We start from the raw sequence: 17,670 nt of genomic DNA on the forward strand, positions 1-17,670 counted from the left end.
GCGTGTTGGGTGGCAGAAAGGGGTTTCCATTTTTCCTTGGGCTGGCCTTCGAGGGTGTGGGCGTAGGAATTCATTTTTGGGGAAAGCAGAGATGCTGATTTGGATGAGGTGGCGACCGAAGATCGCCACCACGTTCACAGTCGGGCGATGGATTCGATCTGGGAGAGGGTGAATTCGCGTTTGCCGAGCTGGAGGAGGAGTTGGGAGCGGGTTTTGGGGAGGGTTTTGGAGGCGATGGTGAGGATGCCCTGGAGGGGCTTGTCCTCGCCGATGAGCTGGAGCTGGACGGGTTTGCCCAGGATGACGCCGAAGCGGGATTCGATTTCCCGTTTGCTGGCGTCCATTTCATCGCGCCATTTTTGGTAGCCGTTGGCGTCGTTGGCGGGGGAGTCGAAATCGAGTTCGCCTTGGTCGAAGTCCATGGTCGCAAATTTGAAAATTTAAAATTTCAACTTACAAGGAAGAAGGGTGATTCCCGCGCCGCGGTGTGCAATGAGCTTTCCGCCCTTGCGGGTGGGGTGGCTGTCCGCGGCGCGGGAAAGGGGGGACTGTTGAGAGCTTGGGGATCGGTGACTCCTGACTCCTGACTCCTGATCACTGGCGGCGTTTTTGGTCTTCTTCGCGGAGGATGTCGGACATGGGGGCGTCGGCGTCGTGGAGTTGTTCCGGGGTGGCGAGGCCGGATTTTTTGGCGCGGGAGGCGAGGGATTTGCGGGAGAAGCTGGCCATGGCGGCTTGGGATCCGGCGGCGTCGGCGAGGTAGGCGGAGGAGTTGTGGGCGTGGATGTTCATCTTCGCGGCGGTGGCGATCGCGTCCTCGCTGGCTCCGAGGAAAAGGAATTCCCAGTCGTATTTCCCGGTCTGGTGCTTGATCCGTTCCGCGATGTCCTTCCAGGTGAAGCGGGTGGAGGAGTTTTCCTCGCCGTCGGTGAGGATGGCGACGGAGACGTGGTCGGGGCGGTCGGCGGCGGGGAGGGCGGCGAGTTTTTTCCCGAGTTTGTCGATGGTTTCGCCGATGGCGTCGAGGAGGGCGGTGCAGCCGCGCGGGACGTAGGTGTCCATGTTGAGCGGCAGGATCTCGGCGGCGGGCAGGGACTCGTAGCGGTGCTCGGTGTCGGTGTCGAAGAAGACGAGGGAGAGGTTGGTCCGGCCGGGCGCGGCCTGCTGGTCGCGGAGGTATTGGTTGAAGCCGTTGATGGCGGCGGTGCGGATCGACTCCATGGAGCTGGAGCGGTCGAGGATGAATGCGATTTCTGTTTTCATGGGATCTGAGGATTGTTGGGGTTGAGGGAATTTTAACCGCGAATCCGACTTCGCTAAAGCTACGACGGACAGGTGAACGCGAATCTGGGTTGAGGGCTGGGGTTGAGGGGGGGTGGAACCACGAATGTCACTAAATGCACGAAAGGAAGAGGCGGTGGGATCGGCTTCTTTCGGGTTTCTTAAAGATTGGCTGGCGGGATGGGGGTGGATCGTGTAGTGGGACTGGAGACAGTCGTTTTTATCGTCCCGATCAATTTCCCAAGAAAGGGTGAACGCGTCAAGAAAAACGATGGGATAAAATTTAACGACACGAAAGGCGATGGGTAACACGAGCAACAGGGATCAGTGGGCGGTGCGGGAGCGGCAGCTGTTCATCGAGCGGCTGGCTTGGTGGAAGGGGGTGGTGAACCGGGGGGATGTGCGGGATGTGTTCGGGATTTCGGCGGCGCAGGCTTCGGCGGATTTGCAGGGGTATCAGGAGGCGAATCCGACGGCGTTGGTTTATAATGTGCGGGCGAAGCGGTATGAGGCGGGGGAGGGGATGCGGTGCGTGATGCATGAGCCGCGTTTTGAGGAAGCGCTGAGCTTGTTTCTGGGGGTGGAGGTGCCGGGTGCCGGGTTTGCGGGCGATTTGTCAAATCGTGCCTGCCGGGTGGATTTTTTCAGGCCGCTGGTGAGGGAAGCTGGTGCGGAAGTGCAGCGGCGCGTATTCCTAGCGATGGATCAGGGGCGACGGTTGCGGGTGCGGTATTGGAGCGTGAACAGCAGCCAGGGGGCATTGCGCGAGATTGCGCCGCATGCGCTGGGGCATGATGGCTACCGCTGGCATGTGCGTGCCTGGTGTTTTGAAAACGGGAGCTACCGCGATTTTGTGTTAAGCCGCATGGAGGGCGCGGAGTGGCCGGGTGAGGAATTTACTGCGGATGCAGTAGATGGGGACTGGGAACGGATGGAGACGGTCGTGCTAAGGCCGCATTCGGGCCTGGATGAGGACCAGAGGAAGACCATCATCCGTGACTATGGGATGAAAGGGGGTGTGCTCAAGGTGGAGGTGAGGGCGGCAATGAAGGAGTATTTCCTGGCACACTGGAGGTTGCCGGTGGCGGGCAGGCCGGCGCATCTGGAGATTTCAAGCCCCTAGCCCAAGCCAGGGTGCTCAGGGCGCTTCGCGGGTGGGGAATCCGGGCGGAAGCCCGGCTCTGCTTCATTCGAGCTCGAGGCCCATTTTCTTGGCGCGTTCGTGCCAGAGGGAGCGGGCGTGGTGCTGGAGGTCGGGGTGGCGGTCGGATTCGTCGAGGATCTCGATGCCGAAGATGGTCTCGATGATGTCCTCGAGGGTGACCAGCCCGACGGTGGTTCCGAACTCGTTGGTGACGAGCATGATGTGGTGGCGCTCCTCGATGAAGCGCTGGAAGAGCTTGTCAACGGGTGTGTATTCCGGGGTGACGGCGATGGGCTTGATGACATCGGCGAGGGTGCCGGTGTCGTAGTGATCCTTGAGGTGGGCGAGGAGCGCGTCTCCGCGGATGGCGAATCCGGTGAAGTCGTCGCCTCCTTTTTCGTAGAGGGGGATGCGGGTGAAGGGCTTGTCCTCGATGAGTGCGGCGAAATCCGGGAGCGGTGTGGACTGTGGGAGCGAGAAGATGACCGGGCGGGGTGTCATGATGTCGGAAGCCTTCATGGCGTGGAGCTGGATGAGGTTGTGGACGAACTGGCTCTCGCGCTCGTGGAGGGAGCCGGAGGTCTCTCCGATGCGGGTCATGGCGAGGATTTCCTCGCGCTGTTCCGAGAGGTCGGGCACCGACTGTGCGGGCGTTATGAGGCTGGTGAGGGATTTGGAAGCGAGGACGAGGGGCTTGAGAGCGGTGATCAAAAAGTTGCAGCCAAAGGCGGTGAAGGGAGCGAGCAGGTTTGCGAAACGCGAGCCGATGGTTTTGGGGATGATTTCCGTCATCACCAGGATGGCAAGCGTGAGTGCGGCGGCGAAGACGGCCTCGCCGGTGTTTCCGAATATTTTCGCGTATTGTGCGCCGGCGCCGGCGGCACCCATGGTGTGGGCGATGGTGTTGAGGGTGAGGATGGCGGAGAGGGGGCGGTCGATGTCTTCCTTGAGGCGCTGCATTTTGAGGCCCCATGGCTTGCCGTCCTGAACGGCGCGGCTGACGGAGGTGGGTGTTAGGGTGAGGAGGGAGGCTTCCAGCAGGGAGCAGAGGAAGGAGAAGACGAGGGCGATGAGGACGTAGGTGATGAGCAGGGCCATGGTGAAAATTCTGAAATCTAAATCTTAAATCCTAAGGATTGCGGGGATGCGGGGATGCGGACTGGAGTCAGCGCTCCATGCGGGAGTAATGGTTTGCGAGGCCGGTGGCAAGGGCGGTGGCGTATTCGCGGTAGATGGAGGGTCGGTGCTGGCCGTTGATTTCCCGGAGCCCTTCGTAATCGCCGGCCTGGAAGCGGGGGTAGTCGATGTTGGAGTTCATGACATATGGCTCCATGTAGATTACGGGGCAATCGTAGAGGCGGTTGGCGAGGAGGTTGCGGGCCCAGAGGAAGGGGTTGGCGTTGACGGGGCGGAAGTTGGCGCCTTCGCCCTGATAGATGTATGGTGGGAGCCCGGAGATTTCGGCGAAGGTTCTGGCGACGGTTTCCGATACGAGGGCTTCCTCTTCATGGGTGCGCTGGAGGAGCTTTTCCAACATGGCGAAGCGCTGGTCAGCGAGGTGGATTTCGTCGGAGGTGTATGCGCCGTTGAGGAGGATGTGGAAGTGGGTGCGCGGGACGAGTTCGGGCTGTGCGGGGTCGCCCCATGCCTCTGCGTTGAAGTGGAGGCAGAGAACGAGATCGGGTTGGATGGTTTCATTGACGAGCTTTGCGCGGGCGCGGATTTCGGCGGTGCGGTAGAAGAGTTTTTCCGCAAAGAGGCGGAGGGAAGCGGGATCGGAGAGGGAGTCCGCCTCGGCGAGCCGGGTGAAATTCTCCGGTCGCAGCGGGGTGACGGGTTGGTTGGTGGAGCGTACGAGGGAGACTTTTGCGCCCATTGCCTCAAGCAGAGGTTTGAGGATTTCAGCGACGCGGAGGGTCATATCGCCTTCGATGACGGGTTTGGCGGAGCCGATCTGGAACCACCGGCCTTCGATTTTGGCCCATTCGCCTCCGATGTGGCCGGGGTCGATGGCGATGTGGAGGTTGGCGAGGGCTTGATCCGGCGGGGGGCTGGGGAGGGAGCCGGTGGATTGCCAGGTGCGGGGGGGCTGGAGGGTTTTCGCGGGGGTGGCGAATTCGAGGATGAAGGGTGGCTCGGAGGGATCGGTGGAGGTGAGGATTTCGGCGGAGTGATCGGAGAGTGAGATATAGGTTCGCCAGGTGTCGTCCGTGGTGAAAATTTCGGTGAGGAGCTTTTCGAAATCGCTGCGTGTTATGGTGTGCTGGTAGGCGGCGAGTGCTGGCCAGTCGGGCGGCTCGGCAAGGATGGAGAGATCGGGCTGCGGTGCCGGGGCAGGGGGCGGCTGCGGGTCGGTTTTTTCGGGGCGCAGTAGGAGAAAGATGGCAAATACGCCGAGGGTTGCGGTGGCGATGATGGGGGCGGGGTTTCGCATTGGGTAAAGATTAGGCATTTCGTATCAAACTCCAAATCTGAAATGAGTCGAGTGGAGGGGGAGGGGGCACAGCCACTTCTTGCGCTGTTGGATGGGGTCGTTAGGATGGCGTGGTTGAAGGCGCGATGGACATTGCGGGATTTGGTGGATTTCGAGGCCCTGGCGGGTCGCGGGGGGGTGGTGCGTACGGAGGATGTCAGGGCGGCGGTGAAAGGCCTTGAGGGTGCGGAGGCGCGGCGGGCGGGGATGCGGGTCTGGCTGGACGGGGCGAGGGGGGAGGGTGAGACGCCGGGCGAGGTGTGGGAGGGCGCCAGGTTTCTGGCGGGGGTGCTGGTCGGGGTGGTGATGTTGCTGGCGGGGGTCGGGGTGATGACCGGGATGCTCGACCGGGGGCGGATGGGCTTTCATGTGCCCATGGTGCTGGGGGTGGCGGTGGGTTTGCCGCTGCTGGTGATGCTTGCCGGTGGGTTTGCCTGGGTGTTGAGGGTCAGGTTTTCCAAGGGGCTTGGGTTTGTGCCACGGCTGTTAGGTTGGCTGGTCGGGAAGCTCGGCGGGGCTGGGAAAATGGAATGGTGGCGGACGCTACGGCAGGAGGGCGGCAGGGGATGGGAGGCGCTGGGCTGGAACCTGGTTAGGCTGACGCAGGCCGGGGCGGTGATGTTTTCCCTGGGTCTGATGGCGGGGCTGCTGGGTTGCATCTGGTTCATGGAGGTGGGCTTTTTCTGGGAATCGACGACCCCCGGGTGGATGGCGGCGCGGCTGCATGATGTTTCTGCTTTCGTTGGATTGCCCTGGGGATGGCTGTTTCCGGACTGGGTGCCGGGAATCACCGGAATTTCGCTCACCCAGCATGAGGAGGGTGTGGGGTCGGCTTGGCGGATGCAATCGGCCGCGACGTGGTATCCGTTTCTTTTTGCCGCGATTTTTGTCTGGGGCTTGCTGCCGAGGGGGCTGTTGTGGGTGATCGCCGTTGCGAAAGAGAGGAAGGCGCTGGGCGGATTGGATTTCCAGGCGAAGCGGCACCGTGAACTTTGGCGGGAGATCATGGGCACGCGGCGGTCGGATGTGAGCGAGGCTCCCCTGGACGGCGTGCTGGTGCTGGATGTGGGCGGCACTGGGCTGAAGGCGGACGGTCTTAGGGGTTTCCTGCTGCGGCGTCTGCGGGTGAATCCGGGGGATTGGTTCGAGGTGGGGGTATGGGACGGGAAGGGCGAGGAGGCGGCTGCGGAATCCATCCGGAAAGCCCCTGCGGGGGTGGTTCTTCTGTCCGAGGGTTGGGCGCTCTCGCCACCGAGGATGAAGGCGCTGCATTCCCAGATCCGCGCACTTGCGGGTGCGGAAACGATGATCCATTTCCTGGTGGCGAATGCAGGCGCGGATGGAAATCCCGCCGCTGTGAAACCGGAGGAAATGGAAATCTGGCGTGATTTCGTGGACGGCCTGGAGGATGCGGCGGCGGAGATATTTTTCTACGGGGAGGGGGGATTATGAGCGGGGGTGTGCCGGAATTCGCGGTGGTGGGGCGGGTGAACATGGGCAAGAGCGCGGTGATCGCGACCTTGCTGGAGATCGATGACAACGAGCTGATCCGCGTCAGCCCGACGCCGGGCGAGACCACGCGGGTGCAGTCGCACAAGGTGGTTTTCGGGAACAGGGAATGTGTGCGTTTCATCGATACGCCGGGATTTTCCAGGCCGGTGGAGGCGATGCGGGCGATCCGTGAGATCCATGGAGAAGGGACGCCGGGGCTCGGGGCTCTGCGGAGGTTCGTGGAGGAAAAGGGCGATGATTTTGCGGATGAGAAACGCCTGCTCGCGCCGCTTTTGGAGGGGGCGGGAGTTTTGTATGTGGTGGATCCGGGCAAGCCTTTGCGGGATGATTTCCTGGCGGAGATGGAGATCCTGCGCTGGACGGGCAGGCCGCGGCTGGCGCTGCTGAACCGCCGTGGGGAAGGCGCGGCGGAGGGTGAGGAACTGTGGCGGGAGAAGCTGGGAAGCGCGTTCAACCTGGTGAGGACATTCGATGCCCACCGCGCGAAGTACGAGCAGAGGCTGCTGCTGATGAAGGCGCTGCTGGAAATCGAGGAGCGGCACCGCGGGATGCTTGAGGAGACGATCTCGCTCATCGAGCTTGAGTGGGATGAGCGCCGCAACGAGGCGGCGGAAGTGGTGCGGGAGTTCCTCGCCGAGGCGCTTGAGCTGCGGGTTCGGGCCAAGATGGAGGAGAAGGACGAGCGGATGCCGACTCGGCGCAAGCAGAAGGAAGAGGCTCTGCGGGTGGAGTATTTCGACAGGCTGAAGAAGCTGGAGCGCGGGTGCTTCGGGAAATTGCTGGAAATTTACAGGCACCACTTGCTCAAGGTGGAGAGCGGTGAGGAGAGCTTCCGGGACATTGATCTTGAGAGCAGGGAGCTGTGGAGGAAATGGGGGCTGAGCCGTCAGCAACTGACGGCGCTTGGCGCCATAACCGGTGCGGCCAGCGGCGCGGCGATCGATACGGCCACGGGCTTCATCTCCCACGGAGTTTTCACGGCGATCGGTGGTGTCGGCGGTGCGGGCGTGGCGTGGTTCAAGGGCGGGATGCTTCCCGATCTGCGCGTCGATCTGCGGGATGGCCTGAAATTTTCCACCGGAGAGACCAAGGAGCTGGTGATGGGGCCGCCGGGCAATATCAATTTCCCTTGGGTCCTGCTGGATGGTGTGCTGGTGCGCTATGGGCGCATCCTGGAAAGGGCGCACGGGCGGCGCGACATCGAGGTGCTCGGTGCGACGGATGAGGGGGGATTTACGAAACATTTCCCCCAGGATAGGCGGAAGCTGTTAGGGAAATGGTTCGCGGGTTGTTCGAAGGGCGAGAGGCCGGTTGGCAGGGACCTTGAGACGCAGGTGCTGTGGGCGCTCGAGGAGGCGCTGGCCGAGGTTGGTGCCGGCAGGTGAGCCTCACTTCGGCATCAGGTCGATTCCGACTTTGCGCAACAGGATCACGGTGATCCAGAAAAAGGCGGTGGTGAGGACGCAATTGGCCCCGAGGGCCGTCCAGAAGGACCAGCCGCTGCGGAGCATCCAGGGGAGGATGAGGAACATGGGCAGGGTGGGCAGGACGAACCAGAAGGTGCCCTCGGCGTGGCCTGCGATTCGTGATGCCTTCTCCCCGCCGTGCCACATCCAGACCATGGCCAGCAGGGAGGTGAGCGGCAGGGCGATGAGGAGGGCGGAGAGCTTGTCACTGAACAGCTGGATTTTGGTCACAAAGAGGATGATGGCCGCGGTCAGAAGGACTTTCACAAGATCGAAGGGCGTGACGGCGAGGATCTTGCTCCATGGGATGTTGCTCATGGCGTGAATTTCCCGCCTGGGCCGCACGTCTTCAACATAAAACGCGCGGAAGTTGACCCTTATGCGGATTTGGTTAAAGTCACTCCGTATGAACGCCGCAGAACTTGCCTCAAAAATCCTCGACGCCATGCTCGGGCACCTCGGGATCGTCGCCGAGATCCAGACGCAGGAAACAGCGGATGGCCCGTGCCTGCAGATCTTTTCCTCGGACAAGGAGACGATCATCGGGGAGAACGGCGACCGGCTCGACGACATCCAGTATCTTGTGAACCGCATCCTGCGCCGCCAGATGCCGGATGCGGAGAGGGTGAAGGTGGATTGCGAGCATTTTCGCTCCATGCAGGAGGATTCGCTCCAGCAGGAGGTGCTGGATCTCGTGGAACTGGTGAAATCCCAGAAAAAAACCTACCGGATGCGCCCTCTCAACGCCTACTACCGCCGCCTGGCCTACAACGTGATCGCCGGCCAGGAAGGGGTCTCGGCGACTTCGCCATCCGGCGACGACCGCCTGAAGCGCATCAGCATATCCCCGAACTAAGACGGCCATGAAATCATTCTTCTTCGATTGCGGCACCCGCGATGCCACCGCGTCCCTCGGTTTGCTGGCCCTGCGGATTGGCATCGGGCTGATGATGTTCCTCGGGCATGGCCTCGGGAAGATTGAGAATTTTGTGGACAAGAAGGACGGCTTCCCGGTTCCGGATTTCTTTCCGCTCAAATACATGTCCCCGCCCGTCAGCCTGATGGCGACCATAGGCGCGGAGGTTGTGTGCTCCGTGCTCATCATCTTCGGTTTCGCGACCCGTCCGGCCGCCTTCGTTTTCGCATTCACCATGACCGTGGCGGCCTTCCACATCCACGGCGGCGGCCCATGGTTCCTTGGCCAAGGGGAGGGCCCCAAGGAACCCGCCTTGCTCTATCTGATCCCCGCCGTCGCCATCCTCCTTTCCGGCGCGGGCAGATATTCCTTCGATGCCGCCATCCTCAAGGAGCGCCGCCGCAAATGGTGAGTCGCCTTCCCTTGATCTGGGACCTAACCTTGAAAGTGGAATTTTGGAAACGCACCGACTCGTCCTGCCCGGAGACCTGAACCAATACGGTTCCCTCTTCGGCGGGCGGCTGCTCTCGTGGGTCGATGAGGCGGCTTGGATCGCAGCCTCCGCGGAGTTTCCGCACTGCCAGTTCGTGACCATCGCCATGGACAAGGTCGAGTTCCGCCACGGCGTTGGCGATGGTACGATCCTGTGCATCGCCTGCGAGATGACGCGCAAGGGGACCACTTCCGTCACCTATCGGGTGCGCGTGACCGATGTCAGGAACGCCCCGGACATCCCCGTTTTCCAGACGAACGTTTCCTTTGTTTCGGTAAATGATCGCGGTGAGAAGCGGCCGATATGAGTGGCGATGGCCATCAATGGAATTGGGATAGGATTCTGTCATGACGCGCGACCAACCGGCGTGCCTATCCCAAGTGTCGACCTTCTTCATCCCTGCTGCGGATTTACGACCATGAGCAGCTCCTGGCGCATCCGGCACTCGGTGCATCATGGGAGGGCTTCGCGCTTGGGCAGGTAGCCAGATCCCTTGGGCTGTCGTAGGAACAGTTGTTCACTTGGAGCGTCCGGAGCGGCGCGGAGATCGATCTGGTCTTCATGTCCCAAGGGAAGCTGTTCGGCGTGGAGTTTGAAAATTCCGAGGCTCCGCGAACCACGAGATCCTTTACAATGGCTTTTGAGGAGCTGGGTCTGGGGGCGGCGGCGATCGTTCACCCCGGATCAAAAACCTACGAGCTTGCGGACAAGCGCTGGGCTGTTTCGATACATGACTTGGAAAAGCTCAAAGGTCTGTTTTTCGGGTAGATCACCTTGGGGAAGCATGGAAGGGGTTGACGGTGAATTGGCGGGAAGGCACGTTCCCTTGGGTGCATTCATGGGAATAATTTTCGGTTGTTACCGACTTGATGTATCACCATTTCCAGATGATCCACACCGTAGACATCGTCCTCCCGCTTGGCGTTTCCGAAGATACGGAGGCGCGGAGGGGGGCTGTGGCGAAGATGCTGGGGGTGGAGCCGGGGCGCGTGAAAGGCCTGCGGCTGCGAAAGCATTCCATCGATGCGCGGCAGCGGGAGGTGAAGGTCCAGCTGCGGCTGGAGGTGGCGGTGGACGAGGATCTGCCGGAGGAACCCAGGCCGGCCTGGACGGCTCCGGCGCTGGCGGGAAATGCGAGGCGGGTGCTGATCGTCGGCTCCGGGCCCGCGGGGCTATTCGCGGCGCTCAAATGCCTGGAGCTGGGCGCGAAGCCCATCGTCCTCGAGAGGGGCAAGGATGCCTCGGCGCGGCGCTTCGATCTGGCCCCCATCCTGCGGGAGGGACGGGTGATTGCGGAATCGAACTACTGTTTCGGCGAAGGCGGGGCCGGGACGTTCTCTGACGGAAAGCTCTATACCCGCGCCAAGAAACGCGGCCCGGTGGCGGACGTTTACAGGGTGCTGGTGGCTCACGGTGCGCCGGAAAAAATCCTGACAGATGCGCATCCGCACATCGGTTCGAACCTTTTGCCAAACGTGGTCAAGGCGATGCGGCAGTCGGTCATCCACCACGGCGGTGAGGTGCATTTCCAGGCACGGGTGAGCGATTTCCTGATTTCCGCTGGGAGAATCCGGGGCGCGATCACGGCGGACGGGCGGGAGTTTTTGGCGGATGCCGTGATCCTCGCGACTGGCCACTCGGCGCGGGATGTCTATCGCCTGCTGGCGGAAAAGGGTGTGCTGATGGAGCACAAGCCCTTTGCCATCGGCTTCCGAATCGAGCATCCGCAGCCTTTCATCGACCGCAACCAATACCACGTGCCCGAGGGGAAACCGCGCCCCGAGCTGCTGCCCGCCGCGCGCTACCGGCTTGCCACCAAGATCGCGGACCGGGGCGTGCATTCCTTCTGCATGTGCCCGGGGGGATGGATCGTTCCGGCGGCGACCGATGACGCCCAGGTGGTGGTCAACGGCATGTCGCTTTCCCGCCGCGATTCGCCCTTCGCAAACTCCGGGTTGGTGACGACCATCGAGCCCGTGGACATCGCGCACCTCATTCCGCAGCATGGGATCATGGCGGGGATCGCTTTCCAGGAGGCGATCGAGCGTTCGGCGAAGGCTGCGGGTGGGAATGTGGGGCTGGGACAGGTCGCGCCGGGGCAGCGCGTGGCGGATTACCTTTCCGGGAAAATTTCCGCCGATCTACCACAGACATCGTACTTCCCCGGGGTGAACCCCGCCCCGCTCCATGAGCTTCTTCCCCAGGCGATCACCTCGCGGATGCGCAAGGGGCTGAGGCTCTTTGATCGCCAGATCAAGGGCTATGCCTCCAGCGAGGCGCTGCTGCTCGGATTCGAGACCCGCACCTCATCGCCACTGCGCATCCCCCGAGATGAAATCACCTTGCAGCATCCGGAAGTGGTTGGGCTTTTTCCCTGCGGGGAGGGGGCGGGATACGCGGGTGGGATCGTTTCTGCGGCCCTGGATGGGATGAAGTGTGCGGAGGCGGCTTGCGGGGCGCATCCGGGATTTCCCCGCCCAACATGAAATTTGACGGGGCGGGGGATTTCCTTCACCATGCCGGGACGATGAAAGGGAAGCGCCTGTTTGTGATTGCGTGCTGCGGGCTGGGCCTGATGGCATTTTCACAGTTGCTGATCGCCGGGATGGCGCTGGCGGTGCGGATTGAGAAAGGGCGGGAAATCAGGATCGTGGAGCGGCAGGTGGAGAAGCTCGTGCCGATCCGGATCAGCGTGCCGGTGGCTGGAGGTGAGGCGATTGCTCCCAAAGCGGAGGTCACACTTGTCCCGGAGCTGCCACCGGTGCCGGAGCCACAGGACCTGGAGATGCCGGCCATCGCCGATCCCCGGGCGGAGCTGCTGGTGCAGGATGGCAGGAAGGCGCGGATCGCGGGCGACATGGGGATGGCGATCGTGAAACTCGAGGAGGCGCTGAAGCAATCGCCGCAGGATCCCACGGTGCTCTACGAGATGGGCATGGTGCATGAGATGATGGGTGTCTACGGGGCGGCGGCGGATTACTATGAAAGGGTTTTCAATCTCGGGGTGACCGGCGCGGGCGAGCTTTACGAGGCGGCTGCCGCGAAACTGCGGGATGGCTTCGAGCAGCCGACGGACATGCTCGGCAAGGTCGCGCTGGGCAGGGTGAGGATTTTCAACGATGCCAAGGCGCAGGGCGGGCAGCGGGTGGTGCTGAGCGTGCCGGTGCAAAAGGCTCCAGGCGAGGAACTGGATGCCCAGGAAATCGAGGTTGCGGTCACCTTTTTCAACAAGACGGACAAGGGACAGATCGTGCAGTTGGAGGATGAATCCTGGGCGGAGCCTTCATGGGTATCGCTGCCCTTCGACTGGGCGGGCGGTGAGGAGACGCTGCGCATGAATTACCGGATCCCAGAGCGGGATGCGCAGACGGCGCATCTTTTCGGAGAGCTCAGCTACTATGGGCAGGTGGTCACCCTGACCTACAGGGGCGAGGTGCTCGATGTGCAGGCCTGGCCGCGCGACCTGGCCGCGCGGATCGGCCAGACAGCGCCGGCGGGCGGGGATTTTCCGGAATTCCTTAGCGAGGATATCCTGCCTCCGGGCTTCGATCCGGATATTCCGCTTCTCAATCCGCTTCCCAACGAGTGAAATCTGCGGCCACATCGGCAAGTATGGATAGCGTGAGCGAAGAGAACCACAGATTCGGCGATTACATCCCGAAGGAATGCCTTTCGGAAACCAGGACGACAAGATCCTGGCTGGCCGAGCAGGCATCGGTCGGGCGCATGGTGCTCATCGAGGAGCTGAAGGAGGAGGCTGCTGGCGAGATCGAGGCCTTCCTCGCGGATGTGCGCGCGATGGCCGCCGTGGAGCACCCGCTGGTGGGATCGATCTATGAGGCATGTGCCGAAAACGGGAGCTGCCACTACGCGCATGAGCTGCTGCCGGGCGATACCCTCGCGCGCCGTGCGGCGCAGGGGGATAGGATCAAGCCGCAGCTTTTCGTGCATATCCTCAAGAGGTGCGCCGAGGCGAACATCTACCACGAGACGCATGGCAACGCGACATCGCCGCTCGGGCTGGATGCGATCCACGTGGACAAGCAAGGGGTGATCCGCATGAAGAACCTGGTGGTGGCCGGCGAGCGCCCGCCTGAGGATTCGCCCCGGGATGTGGTGGCGATGGGCATTGAGATGGAGCCGCTGCTCGACCGGGATCAGCCGGGTGCCACGCGTTGCCTGACTTTGCTGGCTTGGATGCGCGGGCAGGATGTGCCCAAGCCGCTGCGCTGGGCGCAGGTGCGCGGTTATTGCGAGCAGATCGAGCAACAGCTCACCACACCGTCGGATGTCGTCGCCCCGCCGACTGCGGCGATGCGCCCGGAGAAAAAGAACGGGTTTGTGTGGGTGGTTGGCATCCTGCTGCTTGCGGTGATCGCAGCCGTCCTGCTCTTGCCGAAGAAGCCGAAGCGGGTGGCCGCAGAGGCTCCAAAGCCGGATTTCGTATCCGTCGAGCGCGGCAGGCACACCACGCCGGATGGCATGAATGTGCGGGTGCAGGATTTCAGGATCTCCGCATATGAGGTGACGATAGGCGAGTATGCGGCTTTCCTTGAGACCCTTGGCGTCCTCGGGGATGAGAAGGCCTTCGACCACCCGGAACAGCCTGCGGGCAAGGCGGGCCACCTGCCGGATGACTGGGCTGCGCTATACCAGGCGGCCAAGGCGGCGGGAGAATGGAACGGGCGGGAAATCGACATCCACACGCCAGTCGTGGGGGTCGATTGGTGGGATGCCTACGCCTATGCGAAATCGAAGCGCGCCTATCTTCCCACCCAGGAAATGTGGCTCGGAGCGCTCATGTCAGGCGCAGCGGTCCCTTCCAAAATCCCTGTCAGCGATCTCGTGCCGGTGAACGCGGAGACGGCGGATCGCACCACCAACGGTCTCCTGGGTATGGCGGGTTCCGTTTCCGAATGGACATCCGAGCCGCGACAGAATCCTGCCAATCCGCTGGGCGAGCCGCTGTGGCCGATCCTCGGAGGATCCTATCTGAAGCCTGGCAAAGGTGCGCTTGAGCGTGTCTTCGAGGCGGACAGGATGCTGCGCAGGCCGGATCTTGGCTTCCGCATCTGCAAGGACGCGGAGTGAATTCACCCGCGCACCAGGAAGCCTTCAGCGTCCAGTCCGGAGTCTTCCGGAAGTGGGATGGCACCGGGCATGATGCAGCCGTCCACGATGTGCCAGCCGGGCAGGATCTTGCCCCACGAGCCGGGCTTGTGGCCGGGCTGGAAGGCGCTCGTCCGCATCGGCATGGGCGGGTGGGGCATGGACATCGCGATGACATCGCCACCAAGCGCGAGGCCGGGCAGGTGGGTCAGGTTTTCCCGTTCGCTGGGTTGCAGCGCATGGGCTCCGAAATCGTGGAAAACAACCGCATCCCCTAACAGATCTGTCCCGGAGATCTGCGTGCGCAGCGATTCCCCGCCGATCCAGCGCCCCCCCACGAGCGGCTCGAAGCGGTCGTGCCTGACCAGCCTCCCCTTGGTGAGATTCGCGAATTCATCGAGCGATGCGAGTAGGGCGGGCTCGAGTTCGCCCGCGAGGACATGAATGCTTGCGCCGCGCGGGATCGCGGCGAACTGTGCCATGCGGTGGGCGTTGCGCCGCGCGGGCGATGCCCCGTGCGGGAATCCCAGGGCTGTTGCCGCCGTCGAGGTTTTCATCAGCGCCGCCTGCAGATCCGCACAGGTCGGCTTGGCCGGTTCGATCTCCTCGCCGACGGCGATCGCCAGGCCGTAGGTCATGCCATATGGGATTTTTCGGAAAAAACGACCGCGCTCGAAGGAGAAAATGGATCCCCAGGAGCCATCGACCCATACCGGAATGATGGGTGCCTTGGCCTTTCTCGCAATGAGCTCGAAGCCCCGCTCGATCCCGCACAACCCGCCTGTCCGGGTGAGCTGGCCCTCTGGAAAAAGGACGACGAGGTGACCCTCCTCCAGCGCGGCGATGGTTTTCCGCACGGCCTCCAGCGGCTGGTCGCGGCGTATCGGCACGCCGCCGAAGAGCCGCATCGCGAATCGGATCACCCGGTGCGACATGAAGGCCTCATCCATCACGAAGCGCAGGGGCCGCTCGCTGGCGGCGGAGAGGAAAAAGGCGTCCGCGTAGGTGACGTGGTTGGGCAGCAGCAGGGCGCCGCCGACCTTCGGGATGCGCCCGGTGCCGGTGAGGCGGATGCGGTAGATCGATTTCACCATGCCGATGCACACCAGGCGTATGAAATCCGCTGGCAGGATGCGAAGGACATACCATGTCATCAGACCGCAGGAGAGGCCGATGACGGTCATCTGCATGCGGAAGCCGGCAAGCTCCGACATCCCTAGTAGATCCGCAAGCGCGATCATCCCTCCGATCGCGGCGACGGCGAGTATGCCCGCAAAACAGTCCTGGAGGTTCACGGCGGACTGGAGCTCGCCGCGCTTGTCCGCCGGGTAGCGGTCCTGCATCCATGCATTGAGGGGGGCGAGGAAGAGTGCGGCGGAAAAGGCAAGCAGCCCGAGGCAGGCCAGGAATGGCCATCCGCCCGCAGGCAGGAAGGCCAGCACCAGTGCGCAGCCTGTCATCATCAGGCCGGCCAGCGGCACCCAGCCAAGCTCGATGCGTTTCCGCAGCAGCCATGATGCGAATCCGAAGCCGATGGCCATGCCCAGAGAGGCGGCTGCCATGAACACCGAGGAGAGCGTGCCGAAACCCTCGCCGCCATGCGTCAGGGATTTCGCCACTTTCACCGACCAGAGATTGATGAATGCCGCGAAACCCCAGAAATACGCCACCCCCAAGGAGGCGCGGCGCAGCCCCGGCTCTTTCCAAAGCTCACCCAGATCCTTGAAATGGCTGAACAGCAGCTTCGCGGTGAGCCTTTCACTGCGGTGAGAGGCAACCTTCGGAATCGCGATGGCCATCAGCACCGAAGGCACCGAGAAGAAGGCCAGGATGACAAGGGGTGCGAAGGCGGCTCCCCACGCTTTCTCCGGTAGCGCGCCGACCTCCTCATAGCGACGGTCGAACCACCACCCGGAAACAATCTGCCCCGCCAGGATGGCCAACATCGCCATCATCTGCTGCACACCCGCCGCGAAGCCCAGGTGCTTCGAGCCAACGAGTTCCTTGTTGATCCCGATTTTGGCAGGGCTGAAAAACGCCGACTGCACAGCGAGGAGGAAAAACCCTACCAAAGCCAGCCGCATATCCTGCATGGAAACCGCCACACAGATCAGCGTCAGGATGAAAACCTGGGCGATTGCCGCACCTAGGATGACATTGCGCTTGGAGAACCGGTCGCTCATCCATCCTGCCAGGGGGGCGAAGAGGACGAAGGGCAGCGCGATCATCAGCCCGGCGGCGGACTCCACCGTGAGGGAAACCGTTTTCCCCAGATAGGTGCCAAGCGATAGCTCGAAGGCCACCGCACCGCCCAGCGGGATCAGGATGAACTGTGCGGCCTTGTCGTTGAAGGCGTTCTGCGTCTGCTGCACGATCATGCTCCAGAAACCCACCCACTGCCGCTTGTCCGGCTCACCCACGGGTTCCTCGGCGCTCATGGTCTCAGGGTTTTCCGCCGCGGCAGTCGAGGTGCTGGTTCATCTCCATGGCGGGATTGGCATCCCTGGACTCCCCGACGACCACCGCCGGAACCCCCGCAACCGTCGTGTGCGGCGGTACATCCGCCAGCACCACGCTTCCCGCTCCCACCTTCGCATGCGTGCCGATCTCCACCCTCCCGAGGATTTTCGCACCCGCGCCCAGAAGCACGCCGGAGCGGATGATCGGGTGGCGGTCGCCGGTCGCCTTGCCGGTTCCTCCCAGCGTGACCTCATGGAGTATGGACACATCGTCCTCGATGATCGCCGTCTCGCCGACGACGAACGAAGTCGCATGATCCAGCAATATCCCGCAGCCTATCCTCGCCGCGGGATGGATGTCGGTGGAAAAGACCTCGGAGGATACGCTCTGGAGATAGAGCGCCAACCAGCGCCGCCCGTCCTGCCAGAGGCTATGGCTCACCCGGTAGGTGGAGAGGGCCATGAAGCCCTTGAAAAAAAGCAGCGGCTCAAGAGGCGAAAAGCAGGCCGGATCCCGCTCGAACATCGCCAGCAAATCCCGCCCGCAGGCATGGGCGATGCGGCTGTTGGCGGAGATGATTTCCGAAAACAAGGGCTCGATCATCTCGCGCGGCATGTCCTCCCGCGCCAGCCGCCTGCCGAGGCGCGCCGCCAGCGATTCCGCAAAGCTCCCGCGCGAGATCACCACGTCCTCCACGAGATGCCGCAGCCCCGCCTCCTCCGCGTGCAGCCTCTCCGCCTCCGAGCGCAACTTCGCCCACAGGTTTTCCAAATTCGCGGCTTCCCCACCGCACAACTTCATCCCACCCTTGGCTTG

General features: G+C 62.6%; 16 protein-coding genes. 9 read left to right on the forward strand and 7 right to left on the reverse strand.

What is annotated here, in order from left to right:
- Positions 1-134: 134 nt before the first annotated feature.
- Both HZ994_15540 and HZ994_15545 read right to left on the reverse strand, forming a co-directional pair.
- Entirely contained in the window at positions 135-422 is a 288-nt protein-coding gene (locus tag HZ994_15540) for a hypothetical protein (GenBank protein QTN33663.1), read from the reverse strand.
- Positions 423-594: 172 nt separating this feature from the next.
- Positions 595-1,263, reverse strand: a complete 669-nt coding sequence (locus HZ994_15545; GenBank protein ID QTN33664.1) for a VWA domain-containing protein — start codon at positions 1,261-1,263, stop codon at positions 595-597.
- A gap of 418 nt (positions 1,264-1,681) precedes the next feature.
- Between HZ994_15545 and HZ994_15550 the strand changes: the two genes are divergently transcribed.
- On the forward strand, positions 1,682-2,404 hold the full coding sequence (locus HZ994_15550) for a WYL domain-containing protein (GenBank protein ID QTN33665.1): 723 nt from the start codon (positions 1,682-1,684) through the stop codon (positions 2,402-2,404).
- A 63-nt stretch (positions 2,405-2,467) separates the two neighbouring features.
- Here HZ994_15550 and HZ994_15555 read toward each other — a convergent pair whose 3' ends face one another.
- Positions 2,468-3,523: a DUF21 domain-containing protein gene (locus HZ994_15555; GenBank protein ID QTN33666.1), complete on the reverse strand. Its 1,056-nt coding sequence runs from the start codon at positions 3,521-3,523 to the stop codon at positions 2,468-2,470.
- Between the two features lie 67 nt (positions 3,524-3,590).
- Positions 3,591-4,859: an N-acetylmuramoyl-L-alanine amidase gene (locus tag HZ994_15560; GenBank protein ID QTN33667.1), complete on the reverse strand. Its 1,269-nt coding sequence runs from the start codon at positions 4,857-4,859 to the stop codon at positions 3,591-3,593.
- Between the two features lie 144 nt (positions 4,860-5,003).
- On the opposite strand from HZ994_15560, the gene HZ994_15565 reads away from it, so the two are divergent.
- A complete protein-coding gene (locus HZ994_15565; protein ID QTN33668.1) occupies positions 5,004-6,350 on the forward strand; it encodes a DUF2868 domain-containing protein in 1,347 nt (448 codons plus the stop codon).
- Positions 6,347-7,795, forward strand: coding sequence for a GTPase/DUF3482 domain-containing protein (locus HZ994_15570; protein ID QTN33669.1), 1,449 nt, complete (start codon positions 6,347-6,349; stop codon positions 7,793-7,795). Before HZ994_15565 ends, HZ994_15570 begins: the two co-directional genes overlap by 4 nt.
- Before the next feature lie 3 nt (positions 7,796-7,798).
- Here the strand turns inward: HZ994_15570 and HZ994_15575 are convergent, their stop codons facing one another.
- On the reverse strand, positions 7,799-8,194 hold the full coding sequence (locus tag HZ994_15575) for a DUF3147 family protein (GenBank protein ID QTN33670.1): 396 nt from the start codon (positions 8,192-8,194) through the stop codon (positions 7,799-7,801).
- 88 nt (positions 8,195-8,282) lie between these two features.
- Here HZ994_15575 and HZ994_15580 point away from each other — a divergent pair, with 88 nt between their 5' ends.
- From HZ994_15580 to HZ994_15605, 6 genes are all read left to right on the forward strand, one after another.
- Positions 8,283-8,732 (forward strand): single-stranded DNA-binding protein, encoded by a 450-nt coding sequence (locus tag HZ994_15580; GenBank protein ID QTN33671.1) that lies wholly within the window; start codon positions 8,283-8,285, stop codon positions 8,730-8,732.
- Between the two features lie 7 nt (positions 8,733-8,739).
- Positions 8,740-9,204: a DoxX family protein gene (locus tag HZ994_15585; protein QTN33672.1), complete on the forward strand. Its 465-nt coding sequence runs from the start codon at positions 8,740-8,742 to the stop codon at positions 9,202-9,204.
- 43 nt (positions 9,205-9,247) lie between these two features.
- Positions 9,248-9,592: an acyl-CoA thioesterase gene (locus HZ994_15590; GenBank protein QTN33673.1), complete on the forward strand. Its 345-nt coding sequence runs from the start codon at positions 9,248-9,250 to the stop codon at positions 9,590-9,592.
- A gap of 580 nt (positions 9,593-10,172) precedes the next feature.
- Positions 10,173-11,771, forward strand: coding sequence for an FAD-binding protein (locus HZ994_15595; protein QTN33674.1), 1,599 nt, complete (start codon positions 10,173-10,175; stop codon positions 11,769-11,771).
- Positions 11,768-12,874, forward strand: coding sequence for a hypothetical protein (locus HZ994_15600; GenBank protein ID QTN33675.1), 1,107 nt, complete (start codon positions 11,768-11,770; stop codon positions 12,872-12,874). The genes HZ994_15595 and HZ994_15600 overlap by 4 nt, the downstream gene beginning before the upstream one ends.
- A 32-nt stretch (positions 12,875-12,906) precedes the next feature.
- Positions 12,907-14,376 carry an SUMF1/EgtB/PvdO family nonheme iron enzyme gene (locus HZ994_15605; GenBank protein QTN33676.1) on the forward strand — a complete coding sequence of 490 codons (1,470 nt, stop codon included), beginning with the start codon at positions 12,907-12,909 and terminating at the stop codon, positions 14,374-14,376.
- A gap of 2 nt (positions 14,377-14,378) precedes the next feature.
- On the opposite strand, the gene HZ994_15610 is transcribed toward HZ994_15605, so the two are convergent.
- Both HZ994_15610 and cysE read right to left on the reverse strand, forming a co-directional pair.
- On the reverse strand, positions 14,379-16,832 hold the full coding sequence (locus HZ994_15610; protein ID QTN33677.1) for an MFS transporter: 2,454 nt from the start codon (positions 16,830-16,832) through the stop codon (positions 14,379-14,381).
- A gap of 4 nt (positions 16,833-16,836) precedes the next feature.
- Positions 16,837-17,655, reverse strand: coding sequence for a serine O-acetyltransferase (gene cysE, locus HZ994_15615; GenBank protein ID QTN34421.1), 819 nt, complete (start codon positions 17,653-17,655; stop codon positions 16,837-16,839).
- Positions 17,656-17,670 lie beyond the last annotated feature (15 nt).

This window comes from Akkermansiaceae bacterium, from assembly GCA_017798145.1.
GTDB lineage: Bacteria > Verrucomicrobiota > Verrucomicrobiia > Verrucomicrobiales > Akkermansiaceae > Luteolibacter.

Coding starts and splice junctions, on each gene's coding strand:
- HZ994_15540 (QTN33663.1), bottom strand. CDS start 422: ATGGACTTCGACCAAGGCGAACTCGATTTCGACTCCCCCGCCAACGAC.
- HZ994_15545 (QTN33664.1), bottom strand. CDS start 1,263: ATGAAAACAGAAATCGCATTCATCCTCGACCGCTCCAGCTCCATGGAG.
- HZ994_15555 (QTN33666.1), bottom strand. CDS start 3,523: ATGGCCCTGCTCATCACCTACGTCCTCATCGCCCTCGTCTTCTCCTTC.
- HZ994_15560 (QTN33667.1), bottom strand. CDS start 4,859: ATGCGAAACCCCGCCCCCATCATCGCCACCGCAACCCTCGGCGTATTT.
- HZ994_15570 (QTN33669.1), top strand. CDS start 6,347: ATGAGCGGGGGTGTGCCGGAATTCGCGGTGGTGGGGCGGGTGAACATG.
- HZ994_15575 (QTN33670.1), bottom strand. CDS start 8,194: ATGAGCAACATCCCATGGAGCAAGATCCTCGCCGTCACGCCCTTCGAT.
- HZ994_15580 (QTN33671.1), top strand. CDS start 8,283: ATGAACGCCGCAGAACTTGCCTCAAAAATCCTCGACGCCATGCTCGGG.
- HZ994_15585 (QTN33672.1), top strand. CDS start 8,740: ATGAAATCATTCTTCTTCGATTGCGGCACCCGCGATGCCACCGCGTCC.
- HZ994_15595 (QTN33674.1), top strand. CDS start 10,173: ATGATCCACACCGTAGACATCGTCCTCCCGCTTGGCGTTTCCGAAGAT.
- HZ994_15600 (QTN33675.1), top strand. CDS start 11,768: ATGAAATTTGACGGGGCGGGGGATTTCCTTCACCATGCCGGGACGATG.
- HZ994_15610 (QTN33677.1), bottom strand. CDS start 16,832: ATGAGCGCCGAGGAACCCGTGGGTGAGCCGGACAAGCGGCAGTGGGTG.
- cysE (QTN34421.1), bottom strand. CDS start 17,655: ATGAAGTTGTGCGGTGGGGAAGCCGCGAATTTGGAAAACCTGTGGGCG.